This is a genomic window from Rhodovulum viride (assembly GCF_003265965.1).
Lineage (GTDB): Bacteria > Pseudomonadota > Alphaproteobacteria > Rhodobacterales > Rhodobacteraceae > Rhodovulum > Rhodovulum kholense.
Genome location: NZ_MUAV01000005.1, coordinates 61,433 through 75,002, shown reverse-complemented (window position 1 = coordinate 75,002; position 13,570 = coordinate 61,433). Strand labels below are relative to the sequence as shown.

Here is a 13,570-nt window from a genome sequence, read left to right as displayed (position 1 = left end):
TTCACGTGAAACATTGCAGCTTCGATGTCGTCGTGGTTGGCGGCGGCCATGCCGGCGCCGAAGCGGCCCATGCCGCCGCCCGTCTGGGCGCGCGGGTGGCCCTCGTGACGCTCCGCCGCGACGGGATCGGCGTGATGTCCTGCAACCCGGCCATTGGCGGGCTTGGAAAAGGTCACTTGGTACGCGAGGTGGATGCGCTTGACGGGCTGATGGGGCGGGCGGCCGACCGCGCCGGGATCCAGTTTCGTCTTCTCAACCGCCGGAAGGGGCCTGCCGTGCAAGGTCCGCGCGCCCAGGCCGACCGCAAATTGTACCGCGAGGCCGTGCAAGCGATGCTGACCGCCACGCCCGGTCTAGAGATCATCGAAGGCGAGGCCGCCGATCTGATCGAACGTGATGGCCGAATTGCGGGAATCGTTCTGGCCGACGGGGTTGAGATCACGGCGGGCGCCGTGGTTCTGACGACCGGGACGTTCCTGCGGGGTGTCATCCATATCGGTGACCGGCAAAGCCCCGGGGGCCGCATCGGTGACCGGCCCTCGGTGCGTCTGGCCGAAAGGATCGACAGTTTCGGCCTTCCACTCGGTCGGCTGAAGACCGGCACACCGCCCCGCCTTGACGGAAGGACCATCGACTGGGACCGGCTCGATAGCCAGCCGGGCGATGAGGATCCGGTGTTGTTTTCGTTTCTGTCGAACGGGGTCGAGGCTCGGCAAGTTGCCTGCGGGATCACGCATACGAATTCGCAAACGCATGAAATAATAAGGGAAAATCTGTCGCGCTCTGCGATGTACGGCGGCCATATCGAAGGCGTCGGCCCGCGCTACTGCCCCTCTATCGAGGACAAGGTCGTGCGCTTCGCCGACAAGGGGTCGCATCAGATATTTCTCGAGCCCGAGGGCCTCGACGATCCGACCGTCTATCCGAACGGCATTTCGACCTCGCTGCCCGAGGACGTGCAGGAGGCTTACGTCCACTCCATCGAGGGGCTCGAATCGGCACGTATCCTGCAGCCTGGCTATGCCATCGAGTACGACTATGTCGATCCGCGTGCGCTGCGCGCGTCTTTGGAATTGCGCGAGGTGCCCGGTCTCTTCCTCGCCGGGCAGATCAACGGGACGACGGGCTATGAAGAGGCGGCCGCCCAGGGGCTGGTCGCCGGGCTCAACGCCGCGCTGCAGGTGGCGGGGCAGGGGCCGGCGACGTTCACGCGGACGACAAGCTATATCGGCGTGATGATCGACGATTTGGTGACGCGTGGCGTCAGCGAACCCTATCGCATGTTCACCTCGCGGGCCGAATTCCGTCTCTCGCTCCGCGCCGACAACGCCGATCAACGGCTGACGCCGGTTGGTCTTGACCTTGGCTGCGTGGGGGAAGCGCGCAGGAGCGCCTTTGGCGACAAGATGGAGCGGTTGACCGCGGCGCGCGACCGGCTCGAATCCCTCTCGCTGACGCCGAAGCAGATCACGAGTGCCGGAATCAAGGTCAACGCGGACGGCGCTCGTCGAAACGGCATCGACCTTCTCGCCTTCCCGGATGTGACGTTCGAAGACCTGATTCCGCTCGATCCCGGGCTTGAGGATGTCGATCAGGAGATTCGCACGCAACTGGCACGCGACGCACTATATGCGCATTATATCGACCGGCAGGCCCAAGATGTAGAGGCGATGCGTCGGGATGAGGCTCAGAAGATCCCGTCGGACTTCCCGTACGATCAACTGGAGGGCCTGTCGACCGAACTGAAGGGCAAGCTTTCAAGGGCTCGCCCCGAAACGCTGGCCCAGGCCGGGCGAATCGACGGCATGACCCCGGCGGCGGCCACGCTCATTCTTGCGCGGCTGCGGCAGATCGAACGGCGGTCCGCATGAGGGAGTCCATCCCGGCGGCCGGCGATGTTTCACGTGAAACATCCGGGCGACTGTCCGCCTATGCCGTGCTTTTGCGCAAGTGGAACCCCGCGATCAACCTCGTGGCGCGCTCGACGCTGGATGATCTGCAGACCCGGCATTTCGACGATTCAGCGCAGCTTTTCGCGCTTTGTCCGCCGGATGCTCGCCATTGGGTCGATCTGGGAAGCGGCGCAGGCTTTCCGGGGCTTGTGATTGCGATTCTCGCAGCTGATTCGGTTTCGGATCTGCGCGTGACGCTGGTTGAAAGCGATCAGCGAAAGGCGACGTTCCTCCGTACGGTATGCCGGGATCTCGGTCTTGCTACAACGAACGTGATCGACACGCGAATCGAATTGGCCGAGCCGCAGGGTGCGGATGTCCTGTCGGCGCGTGCTTTGGCGCCCTTGCCCCGCCTTCTGGACTACGCGGAGCGGCATCTTGCCCCCGGCGGCACAGCACTTTTCCCAAAGGGCGCGCGTTTCGCCGACGAGATCGACGCGGCGCTTGCATCCTGGCGGTTCGACGTTCAAAACCATCCCAGCAAGACCGATCCGCAGGCCGTCGTTCTGAAACTCGGAGGCATCGCCCGTGTCTGATCCTACGCGCCCCAAGGGGCCGAAAATCATCGCTGTGGCAAACCAGAAGGGTGGGGTAGGCAAGACCACCACCGCCATCAATGTGGCCGCGGCTTTGGTCGAGCTTGGCAAGACCGTGCTGATTGTCGACATCGATCCGCAGGGAAATGCCTCGACCGGACTGGGAATCGACCCAGACGCGCGGGCCAGAACCACTTATGATCTGATCCTCGGCGATGCTCCTTTGTCCGAGATCTTGGTGAAGACGAAGTCTGAAAGGCTATATATCGCGCCGTCGACCACGGATCTGAGTTCGGCCGATATCGAAATGGTGGCGAACGAGCGTCGCAGCTTTCTGCTGCACGATGCCTTGCGTCAGCCCGCAATTGACGCCTTCGCGTTCGATTTCGTGCTGATCGATTGCCCGCCGGCGCTGAGCCTTCTGACCGTCAACGCAATGGTCGCGGCCCATTCGGTGCTGGTCCCTCTGCAAAGCGAATTTTTCGCGCTGGAAGGGCTGTCACAACTGATGCTGACCATCCGCGAGTTGCGCCAGACCGCAAACCCGACGCTTCGCATCGAGGGCGTGGTTCTGACCATGGCCGACCGGCGGAACAACCTGTCGCAACAGGTCGAGAACGACGCGCGGGCCTATCTGGGCGACCTGGTCTTCCAGACCGTGATTCCGCGCAACGTGCGCGTCAGCGAGGCGCCGTCCTACGCGATGCCGGTGCTCGATTATGACCCGAATTCGCGCGGGGCCGAGGCCTATCGGGCGCTGGCACTGGAAATGCTGGAGCCGAAGGTGCCGGTGGGCGCCTGAGGCAGGGGGGACTGACATGAGACAACCGGAAAAACGCGGCCTCGGACGCGGCCTGTCGGCGCTGATGGCGGACGTCAAGATCGAACCAGAGACCGAGCGGGGCGAGGCGCCGCGCGGCAAGGCCGATCTGATGATAGCGCTGGATCTGCTGGAGCCAAATCCCGATCAGCCGCGGCGGATGTTTGCCGAAGAGGCGCTGAAAGAACTCTCGGACTCGATTCGGGAAAAGGGCGTGATTCAGCCCCTGATCGTGCGGCCCAGCAAGCGCAGCGCAGGGCGGTATGAAATCGTCGCGGGCGAACGCCGCTGGCGCGCCTCGCAACTGGCCCAGCAACACGAAGTGCCAGTTATCGTCCGCGAGCTGGACGATATCGAAGTGCTGGAAATCGCCATCATCGAGAACATCCAGCGGGCCGATCTGAACCCGTTGGAAGAGGCGATGGGCTACCGCCAGTTGATGGATCGCTTCGGCCACACACAAGATAAGGTAGCAGAGGCGCTCGGGAAAAGCCGCAGCCACATCGCCAACCTGTTGCGTCTGCTGCAATTGCCGGAAGAGGTGCAGGGCTATCTGCGCGAAGGGCGGTTGAGCGCGGGCCACGCCCGCGCGCTGATCACGACCGAAGACCCGGCCAAACTGGCGCGGCAGGTGATCAAGGGGCAGCTCTCGGTGCGTGCGACGGAGAAACTGGCCAAGGCGGGCTCTGCGCCGCAACCGCGTCGGGTGCCGCCACCGCTTGCGAAAGATGCCGATACCCGCGCGCTCGAGCAGGATCTGGCGGCCAATCTTGGCGTTGGTGTCTCGATCGAGCATCGCACCGACGGATCGGGCGATCTTGTCCTGTCCTATGCCTCGCTTGAAGAGCTGGACAGGCTTTGTGCGGCGCTGAGCTCGCCCGGGGGCGGCTTCGACTGAGGGTCAATCGGGCAGCAGCGCGCGGATCACCGCATTCAGCACAGCGCGGCCCGCGGTCGTGGCGCGCAGGACTCCCGCCTCGACCCCGACCAGGCCAAGTTCGGACAACTCATTGATTCGCAATGAATCTAACGGCACGCCCGCCAGCCTTTCGTAACGCGCCAACGACAGTCCATGGGCGAGGCGCAGCCCCATCATAAGATTCTCGACACCCTGATCGGCAGGGGAGATCGGGCTTCGCGACAGCTCGCCCGTGCCGGTGCGGTCGACCCGGTCGAGCCAGGCGGTGGGCGCCAGCGGCGTTTCGGTCGCAAGCCGCACGCCGCCAAGGGTCAGGCGGCCATGGGCGCCAGGGCCGATCCCGGCATAGTCGCCCGCCTGCCAGTAAATCAGGTTGTGACGCGATTCGGCGCCGGGACGGGCGTGATTCGAAACCTCATAGGCGGGCATTCCCGCGGCGCCGCAGATCTCTTGCGTCAGGGCGTAAAGATCGGCGCCGAGATCCTCGTCGGGCAGACCCTTCAGACCGCCGCGCGCCAGCCGGTCCCCGAAGGCGGTGCCGGGTTCGACGGTGAGCTGGTAGAGCGACAGGTGATCGGCGGCTATGGCCAGCGCTTCGGTCAATTCCTCGCGCCAGGCGGCGAGGGACTGCGCTTGACGGGCATAGATCAGGTCGAAACTGACGCGGGGAAAGCGGGCGCGGGCGATCTCGAAGGCGGCGCGGGCCTCGGCCACGCTGTGCATCCGGCCGAGCCGCCTCAGGTCGGCATCGTTCAGGGCCTGGACACCCAGCGAGACGCGGTTGACGCCGGCCTCGGCAAATCCCGTGAAGCGTCCGGCCTCGACCGAGGTCGGATTGGCCTCGAGCGTGATTTCCATGTCATTTGCGGGCGTCCAGACCGATCGGGCGGTCTCGAGGATCGCACCGACCACATCGGGCGGCATCAGGCTGGGAGTGCCGCCGCCGAAAAAGACGGTGTTCAGCACACGCGGGCCGGTCTCGGCGCCGAGGCGGCGGATTTCGGAAAGATAGGCGTTTTGCCAGCGTTTCGTGTCGATCTCGGCCGACACATGGCTGTTGAAGTCGCAATAGGGGCATTTCGACAGGCAGAACGGCCAGTGGACGTAAAGCCCGAACCCGCCCTCCTGCCAGTCTTCAGCGGTCAAACAGGCTCACCAGTTTCTCGAACGCGCGGGCGCGGTGGCTGATCCTGTTCTTTTCCCAGCGGTCCATCTCGCCGAAGGTGCTGTCGTAGCCCTCGGGCTGAAAGATCGGGTCGAAGCCATGGCCCTGATCGCCGCGCATCGGCCAGACGATGCGCCCGGGCATGCGGCCCTCGAACACTTCGTCATGGCCGTCGGGCCAGGCCAGCACGAAGGTGCAGCAGAATTGCGCGGTCCGGGGCTCGGAGGCGTTCGCCTGCTGAAGCTTGGTCCAGACCTTTTCCATCGCCATCGGGAAGTCGCGGCCAGAGCCTGTTTCGGCCCAATCGGCGGTATAGACGCCCGGGGCACCGTCCAGGGCATCGATCGCAAGGCCGCTATCGTCGGCCAAAGCGGGAAGGCCGGTGGCCTTCGCCGCCGCATGCGCCTTGATCCGGGCATTGCCGACGAAGGTGTCCTCGGTCTCGTCCGGTTCGGGCAGGGCGTGGTCGGCGGCGCCGGTGACGGAAATGCCGAAAGGCTTCAGCAGATCGGCGATTTCCTCGAGCTTGCCCCTGTTATGGGTCGCGACCAGCAGCGTCTTTCCGTCAAACCGGCGCATGGGCTCAGGCCCCCACAGCGGCCTTCTGGGCGGCGACCAGCTCGGCCACGCCCTTTTCGGCCAGATCGAGCAGGGCGTTCATCTGCGCCCGGGTATAGGTCGAACCTTCGGCCGACATCTGCACCTCGATCAGCTTGCCGGACCCGGTCATCACGAAATTGCCGTCGACGCCGGCCTCGCTGTCTTCGGGATAGTCGAGGTCCAGCACTGGCTGGCCGGCATAGATCCCGCAGGACACGGCGGCGACCGGGTCGACCAGCGGATCGGAAATGACCTCGCCGGTCTTCATCAGCTTGTTGACGGCCAGACGCAGCGCGACCCAGCCGCCGGTGATCGAGGCGCAGCGGGTGCCGCCATCGGCCTGGATCACGTCGCAGTCGATGGTGATCTGGCGTTCGCCAAGGGCCACGCGGTCGACGCCCGCCCGCAGCGCGCGGCCGATCAGGCGCTGGATCTCGACGGTGCGGCCGCCCTGCTTGCCCTGGGCGGCTTCGCGGCGCATCCGGGTGGTCGTGGCGCGCGGCAGCATGCCGTATTCGGCGGTGACCCAGCCGAGGCCGCTGTTCTTGAGGAAGGGCGGAACGCGCTCTTCCAGCGTCGCGGTGCACAGCACATGGGTGTCGCCCATGCGGATCAGGCAGGAGCCTTCGGCATGCTTGGTCACGCCGGTCTCGATTGAAACGGGGCGGAGTTCGCTTACATCACGACCGGATGGGCGCATCGGACTGTCCTTTCTTGGCGTTGGCGCTTTGCTCCCATGAGCCGGAGGCCGATGCAACCCTGTTTGATCGGACCGATTGACGGGATCGGGATCTTCTTTTTAATGGCACCGCTTCGACGGAGGCGCGGCAGGTGAGTACCCAAGGCATTTTCGAAGAAATGAACGACCGCTCGCGCGAGGTGTTCCGGCGGGTGGTCGAGGGCTATCTGGAAACCGGCGACCCGGTGGGCTCGCGCACGCTGACCCGTACCATGAGCGAGAAGGTCAGCGCGGCCACGATCCGCAACGTGATGCAGGATCTCGAATTCCTCGGCCTTCTGAACAGTCCGCATGTCTCGGCCGGTCGGGTGCCGACGCAGCTGGGGCTGAGGATGTTCGTCGACGGGCTTCTGGAGGTGCGCGACCTCAAGGAGGAAGACCGCGAGAAGATCGACGCCACGCTGGGGTCGAACACGTCCGATGTGGGGGCACTGCTCGACCGGGTGGGGGCGGCGCTGTCGGGCGTGACCCATGGTGCCAGCCTCGTCCTGGCGCCCAAGCACGAGGCACCGATCAAGCATATCGAATTCGTCAGCCTCGGCGCCGACCGGGCGCTGACGGTGCTGGTCTTTGCCGATGGCCATGTCGAGAACCGCCTGTTCCAGCCCGCGCCGGGGCAGACGCCGTCCTCGATGCGGGAGGCCGCGAATTTTCTGAACGCGCTGGCCGAGGGCCGCACGCTCAGCGAACTGCGCGAGGCGATGAAGGTCGAGATCGCGCGGCGCAGGCAGGAACTGGACGAGCTGGCGCGGACCATGGTCGAGGCGGGGCTGGCGGTTTGGGAGAACGAGGGTCAGGACCAGGCGCGGCTGATCGTGCGCGGCCGGGCGAACCTGCTGTCCGATCCGGCCGAGGCCGCCGATCTGGACCGGATCCGCAGCCTGTTCGACGATCTGGAACGCAAGCGCGACATCGCCGAATTCCTCGAACTGGCCGAAGAGGGCGAAGGTGTGCGCATCTTCATCGGCTCCGAGAACAAGCTTTTTTCACTTTCGGGTTCCTCTTTGGTGGTCTCTCCATATATGAACGCGGACCGTAAGATCATTGGCGCCGTGGGGGTGATCGGACCGACCCGGCTGAACTACGGGCGGATCGTGCCGATCGTGGACTACACCGCCCAGCTGGTGGGCAAGCTGATCGCCGACCGCGGCAAGGGATGAAAGATGGCAGAACCTGAAAAGACCGAACCCGAAGACCTTGCGACCGAGACCGCAGGCGAAACCGAAGCCCCCGAGATCACCCCGGAGGAGGTCGAGGCGCTGAGGGCCGAGCGTGACGAGCTTCGCGACCGGTTCATGCGGGCGCTGGCCGATGCCGAGAACGCCCGCAAGCGGGCCGACCGCGACCGACGTGAGGCCGAGAATTACGGCGGCTCGAAACTCGCGCGCGACATGCTGCCGGTCTATGACAACCTCTCGCGGGCGCTGGAGGTGGTGACCGACGAACAGCGCGCGGCGAATGCCGCGCTGCTGGAAGGGGTCGAGCTGACCCTGCGCGAGCTTCTGAACGTCTTCTCCAAGCACGGGATCGTGCGGCTGTCGCCCGAGGCGGGCGACAAGTTCGACCCGCAGCTGCATCAGGCGATGTTCGAGGCCCCGGTGCCCGGCACGAAGGCGGGCGACATCATCCAGGTGATGGCCTCGGGCTTCATGCTGCATGACCGGCTGCTGCGCCCGGCGCAGGTGGGCGTCTCGTCGACCCCGGCCTCCTGAGACCCTCTTGTTTCACGGAAAACGCCCGGCCCATCGGCCGGGCGTTTTTCATTGGGGCCTAGTCAGGCCGGGCCAGGGCCTTCAGCTCGTAAAGCAGTTCCAGCGCCTCGCGTGGGCTCAGCTCGTCGGGATGGATGGCCGACATCCGGTCTTCCAGCGGCGAGGGGCCAGCGGGCGCGGGGGCAGGGCGCTGCGGGATCGCGGCGGCCGAGAACAGCGGCAGATCGTCGATCAGCGTCGCATGGGACCGTCCGCCCTCGCGCTCGCCCCGTTCCAGCGCGTCCAGCACCACGCGGGCGCGCTCGACCACGCTGTCGGGCAGGCCCGCCAGGCGCGCCACCTGCACCCCGTAGGACCGGTCGGCCGCGCCCTTGCGGACCTCGTGCAGGAAGATCACGTCGCCTTCCCATTCCTTGACCGCCACGGTCGCGTTCTCGACCCCCGCCAGCTTTTGCGCCAGCGCGGTCATCTCGTGGTAATGGGTGGCGAAAAGCGCGCGGCAGCGGTTCATGTCGTGCAGGTGTTCCAGCGTCGCCCAAGCGATCGAAAGCCCGTCATAGGTGGCGGTACCGCGCCCGATCTCGTCGAGGATCACCAGCGCCCGGTCGTCGGCCTGATTGAGGATCGCGGCGGTCTCGACCATCTCGACCATGAAGGTGGACCGGCCCCGCGCCAGATCGTCCGAGGCGCCGACCCGGCTGAAGAGTTGCGACACCAGCCCGATATGGGCCGAGGCGGCGGGCACGAAGCTGCCCGCCTGTGCCAGCAGCGCGATCAGCGCGTTCTGGCGCAGAAAGGTCGATTTGCCGGCCATGTTGGGCCCGGTCAAAAGCCAGATCGCGGCGCCTTGCCCGCCTTGGGCCAGGTCGCAATCGTTGGCAATGAAGGGCGCGCCGCCCTGGCGCCTCAGCGCGCGTTCCACCACCGGGTGACGTCCGCCCGCCACGGCAAAGGCGCGGCTATCGTCGACCAGCGGCTCGCACCAGTCCTCGCCCCGGGCCAGATCGGCAAGCCCTGTCGCAAGGTCGATCTCGGCCAGCGCGGCGGCGGCCTGTCCGACCGGCCCGGCCTCGTCGAGGATCGCGGCCCGGAGGGTCTCGAATAGCCGCTTTTCGATTTCCAGCGCCCGGTTGCCCGCATTCAGGATGCGGGTTTCAAGTTCCGACAGTTCGACCGTGGTAAAGCGCAGCGCATTGGCCGTGGTCTGCCGGTGGATGAAGGTTTCCGACAGCGGCGGCGACAGCATCCGGTCGGCATGGGTGGCCGTCACCTCGATGAAATAGCCCAGCACGTTGTTGTGCTTGATCTTCAGCGACGAGATGCCGGTCTCGTCGACAAAGCCCGCCTGCATCCGCGCGATCACGCCCCGGCCCTCGTCGCGCAGCGTCCGTGCCTCGTCGAGACCCTCGTCATAACCGGTGGCGATAAAGCCGCCATCCCGGGCCAGCAGCGGCGGTTCGGCCACCAGCGCCCGGTCGAGCAGATCGACCAGCGCGTCATGCCCGGTCAGCGCGCGACGCGCCTCGGCGATCAGGGACGGCAGATCGCCGCCCAGCCGGTCGGCCAGCGCGCCCGCCTGGGTCAACCCGGCGCGGATCGCGGCCAGATCGCGCGGCCCGCCCCGGTCGAGCCCAAGCCGCGACAGCGCCCGGTCCATGTCCGGGCATTTCCGCAACTCGTCGCGCAGCGCGTCGCGCAGCCCGGAATCCTCGACCAGCGCGCGCACCGCGTCGAGCCGCGCGCGGATCGTCGGCAGATCGCGCGAGGGGCTGGAAAGCCGCCGTTCCAGCAGCCGCGCGCCTGAGGCGGTGACGGTGCGGTCGATGGCGGCCAGCAGGCTGCCTTCGCGCCCGCCCGAAAGGCTGGCCGTCAGTTCCAGATTGCGCCGGGTCGCAGCGTCGATCTGCATGGTGCCGCCCATCGCCTCGCGTATCGGCGGGCGCAAGAGCGGCAGCTTGCCCTTCTGGGTGATCTCCAGATAGTCGACCAGCGCGCCCATCGCCGACAGCTCGGCCCGGCCGAAGCTGCCGAAGCCTTCGAGCGTGCCGACCGAGAACAGCGCGGTCAGCCGTTTTTCGGCCGAGGCGCTGTCGAAGCTCATGCGCGACAGCGGGGTCACGGCGGCGCCCGCATCAGAGACCGCCTCGGCCCAATCGCGTTCGGTGGCCTCGTTCAGCAGCACTTCGCGCGGGGCAAGCCGGGCCAGTTCGGCGCCCAGCCGCACGCCCGGGCAACCGATCACCCGGAACGCCCCGGTCGAGATGTCGACCCAGGCCAGGGCGGCCTCGCCGCGAACCTCGGCAAAGGCGGCAAGGAAGTTGTGGCGCCGGGCCTCGAGCAGGCTTTCCTCGGTCAGGGTGCCGGGCGTGACCAGCCTGACCACATCGCGTTTCACGACCGATTTCGACCCGCGCTTCTTCGCCTCGGCCGGGTCTTCCATCTGTTCGCAGACCGCGACGCGAAAGCCCTTGCGGATCAGAGTCAGCAGATAGCTTTCGGCGGCATGGACCGGCACGCCGCACATCGGGATGTCCTCGCCCAGATGCTTGCCGCGCTTGGTCAGTGCAATGTCCAGCGCCTCGGCCGCCGCCACGGCGTCGTCGAAGAACATCTCGTAGAAATCGCCCATCCGGTAGAACAGCAGCGCGCCGGGATGGGCGGCCTTGATTTCCAGATATTGCGCCATCATCGGTGTGACGGATGCGCCGGCTTCGGTCACGGAACCCCCCTGTCGCTGGTCCGCGGACCTTACAAATCCGCCCCTGCGGCGAAAAGCGGTAAATCCATGTCGATTTTCAAGTCTATTGAGACGCGGGCGTCGGAGGGTTAAGACGCTTTTCACCTAGGAGGAGAGCCCCGACAATGGCCGAGAAATCCAAGATCACACCGGAAGAAGCGCTGAGCTATCACATCGAGCCCGTGCCGGGGAAATACGAGATCGTGGCGACCAAGCCCATGACCACCCAGCGCGATCTCAGCCTCGCCTACAGCCCGGGGGTCGCGGTGCCGGTGCAGGCCATCGCCGACGCGCCCGAGACGGCCTATGACTACACCACCAAGGGCAACATGGTGGCCGTCATCTCGAACGGGACCGCGATCCTCGGCATGGGCAATCTGGGCGCGCTGGCCTCGAAACCGGTGATGGAGGGCAAGTCGGTCCTGTTCAAGCGCTTTGCCGATGTGAACGCGGTCGATATCGAGCTGGACACCGAGGACCCGGAAGAGATCATCCGGGCAGTGCGGCTGATGGGGCCGACCTTCGGCGGCATCAACCTCGAGGACATCAAGGCGCCCGAGTGTTTCATCATCGAGCAGCGGCTCAAGGAAGAGATGGACATTCCGGTCTTCCACGACGACCAGCACGGCACGGCGGTGATCTGCGCGGCGGGGCTGATCAACGCGCTGCATCTGTCGGGCAAGAAGATCGAGGATTGCAAGATCGTCCTGAACGGCGCGGGCGCGGCCGGGATCGCCTGTCTGGAACTGATCAAGGCGATGGGGGCGAAGCATGACAACTGCATCGCCTGCGACACCAAGGGCGTGATCTACCAGGGCCGCACCGAGGGCATGAACCAGTGGAAATCGGCCCACGCGGCCAAGACCGATGCGCGCACGCTGGAAGACGCGATGGTCGGTGCCGACGTCTTCCTGGGCGTCAGCGCCAAGGGGGCGGTGACGCCCGAGATGGTGGCCTCGATGGCCGAGAACCCGGTCATCTTCGCGATGGCGAACCCCGATCCCGAGATCACGCCCGAAGAGGCGCAGGAGGTGCGTCCCGACGCCATCGTCGCGACCGGGCGGTCGGACTATCCGAACCAGGTCAACAACGTCCTCGGCTTTCCCTATCTCTTTCGCGGCGCGCTCGATATCCATGCCCGGGCGATCAATGACGAGATGAAGATCGCCTGCGCCGATGCGCTGGCGGCACTCGCCCGCGAGGATGTGCCCGACGAGGTCGCCATGGCCTATGGCACCAAGCTGACCTTCGGGCGCGACTACATCATCCCGACGCCCTTCGATCCTCGGCTGATCTACACCATTCCGCCGGCGGTGGCGCGGGCCGGGATGGATACCGGCGTGGCGCGGCGGCCGATCGTCGACATGGACGAGTACGAACAGCGGCTGAAGGCGCGGATGGACCCGACGGCTTCGGTCCTGTCGGGGATCGCGGCGCGGGCCAAGGCGGCGCAGGCGCGGATGATCTTTGCCGAGGGCGATGACGAACGCGTGCTGCGCGCCGCCGTCAGCTATCACCGCGCGGGCTATGGCCAGGCCATCGTCGTCGGCCGCGAGGCCGAGGTGAAGGAAAAGCTGCAACAGGCGGGGCTTGCCGATGCCTATCGCGAGCTCGAGGTGGTGAACGCCGCCAATACCGGCCATCTCGAGGCCTATCGGTCGTTCCTTTACCAGCGCCTGCAGCGTAAGGGCTACGATACCCACGACATCAACCGGCTGGCCGCGCGCGACCGGCACGTTTTCTCGGCGCTGATGCTGGCCAATGGCCATGGCGACGCGCTGGTGACCGGGGCGACCCGGAAATCGGCCCATGTGCTGGAGCTTATCAACCACGTCTTCGACGCCCGTGCCCAGGACGGTGCGGTCGGCGTGACCGCTCTGCTTCACAAGGGCAAGATCGTCTTCATCGCCGACACGCTGGTGCATGAATGGCCCGAGGAAGAGGATCTGGCCAATATCGCCGTGCACGCGGCCAATGTCGCGCGCGGTTTGGGGATCGAACCGCGCGTGGCCTTCCTCAGCTTCTCGACCTTCGGCTATCCGGTCAGCGAGCGCGCGACCAAGATGCATCGCGCCTCGGAAGTGCTGGCCAAGCGCGGGGTCGATTTCGAGTTCGACGGCGAGATGACGGTCGATGTGGCGCTGAACCCGGTGGCGATGGCGCGCTATCCGTTCTGCCGGCTCTCGGGGCCTGCGAACGTGCTGGTGGTTCCGGCCCGGCACTCGGCCTCAATCTCGGTCAAGCTGATGCAGGAAATGGCCGGGGCGACGGTGATCGGCCCGATCCTTGCGGGCGTCGACAAGCCGATCCAGATCTGTTCCACGGTCTCGACCGTCAACGACATCCTGAACATGGCGCTGCTTGCGGCCTGCGAGGTCGGCTAAGCGCGG

Annotated in this window: 11 protein-coding genes; 7 read left to right on the top strand and 4 right to left on the bottom strand. The window is 66.0% G+C overall.

Annotated elements, in window-relative coordinates:
• Window positions 1-5: 5 nt before the first annotated feature.
• From mnmG to BYZ73_RS05575, 4 genes are all read left to right on the top strand, one after another.
• On the top strand, window positions 6-1,871 hold the full coding sequence (gene mnmG / locus BYZ73_RS05590; protein ID WP_112315213.1) for a tRNA uridine-5-carboxymethylaminomethyl(34) synthesis enzyme MnmG: 1,866 nt from the start codon (window positions 6-8) through the stop codon (window positions 1,869-1,871).
• Window positions 1,868-2,488, top strand: a complete 621-nt coding sequence (rsmG, locus tag BYZ73_RS05585; RefSeq protein ID WP_108025687.1) for a 16S rRNA (guanine(527)-N(7))-methyltransferase RsmG — start codon at window positions 1,868-1,870, stop codon at window positions 2,486-2,488. The genes mnmG and rsmG overlap by 4 nt, the downstream gene beginning before the upstream one ends.
• Window positions 2,481-3,290 (top strand): ParA family protein, encoded by an 810-nt coding sequence (locus BYZ73_RS05580; protein WP_112315212.1) that lies wholly within the window; start codon window positions 2,481-2,483, stop codon window positions 3,288-3,290. Before rsmG ends, BYZ73_RS05580 begins: the two co-directional genes overlap by 8 nt.
• Before the next feature lie 64 nt (window positions 3,291-3,354).
• Window positions 3,355-4,206: a ParB/RepB/Spo0J family partition protein gene (locus BYZ73_RS05575; RefSeq protein WP_245943060.1), complete on the top strand. Its 852-nt coding sequence runs from the start codon at window positions 3,355-3,357 to the stop codon at window positions 4,204-4,206.
• Window positions 4,207-4,209: 3 nt separating this feature from the next.
• Here BYZ73_RS05575 and hemW read toward each other — a convergent pair whose 3' ends face one another.
• From hemW to rph, 3 genes are read right to left on the bottom strand one after another with little or no spacing between them, the layout of a single operon-like run.
• Window positions 4,210-5,373, bottom strand: coding sequence for a radical SAM family heme chaperone HemW (gene hemW, locus BYZ73_RS05570; RefSeq protein WP_112315210.1), 1,164 nt, complete (start codon window positions 5,371-5,373; stop codon window positions 4,210-4,212).
• The gene (rdgB, locus tag BYZ73_RS05565) at window positions 5,363-5,971 is read right to left on the bottom strand and encodes an RdgB/HAM1 family non-canonical purine NTP pyrophosphatase (RefSeq protein WP_112315209.1); all 609 of its coding nucleotides are present in this window, start codon (window positions 5,969-5,971) and stop codon (window positions 5,363-5,365) included. The genes hemW and rdgB overlap by 11 nt, the downstream gene beginning before the upstream one ends.
• Window positions 5,972-5,975: 4 nt before the next feature.
• The gene (gene rph, locus BYZ73_RS05560) at window positions 5,976-6,692 is read right to left on the bottom strand and encodes a ribonuclease PH (RefSeq protein WP_108025676.1); all 717 of its coding nucleotides are present in this window, start codon (window positions 6,690-6,692) and stop codon (window positions 5,976-5,978) included.
• 158 nt (window positions 6,693-6,850) lie between these two features.
• On the opposite strand from rph, the gene hrcA reads away from it, so the two are divergent.
• Complete coding sequence (gene hrcA, locus BYZ73_RS05555; RefSeq protein ID WP_215731116.1) at window positions 6,851-7,891, top strand: heat-inducible transcriptional repressor HrcA; 1,041 nt, start codon at window positions 6,851-6,853, stop codon at window positions 7,889-7,891.
• A 3-nt stretch (window positions 7,892-7,894) separates the two neighbouring features.
• Window positions 7,895-8,443 carry a nucleotide exchange factor GrpE gene (locus tag BYZ73_RS05550; RefSeq protein WP_112315208.1) on the top strand — a complete coding sequence of 183 codons (549 nt, stop codon included), beginning with the start codon at window positions 7,895-7,897 and terminating at the stop codon, window positions 8,441-8,443.
• 58 nt (window positions 8,444-8,501) lie between these two features.
• Here the strand turns inward: BYZ73_RS05550 and mutS are convergent, their stop codons facing one another.
• On the bottom strand, window positions 8,502-11,132 hold the full coding sequence (mutS, locus tag BYZ73_RS05545; protein WP_112315207.1) for a DNA mismatch repair protein MutS: 2,631 nt from the start codon (window positions 11,130-11,132) through the stop codon (window positions 8,502-8,504).
• Window positions 11,133-11,305: 173 nt separating this feature from the next.
• On the opposite strand from mutS, the gene BYZ73_RS05540 reads away from it, so the two are divergent.
• Entirely contained in the window at window positions 11,306-13,564 is a 2,259-nt protein-coding gene (locus tag BYZ73_RS05540) for an NADP-dependent malic enzyme (RefSeq protein ID WP_108025670.1), read from the top strand.
• The last annotated feature ends 6 nt before the right edge of the window (window positions 13,565-13,570 follow it).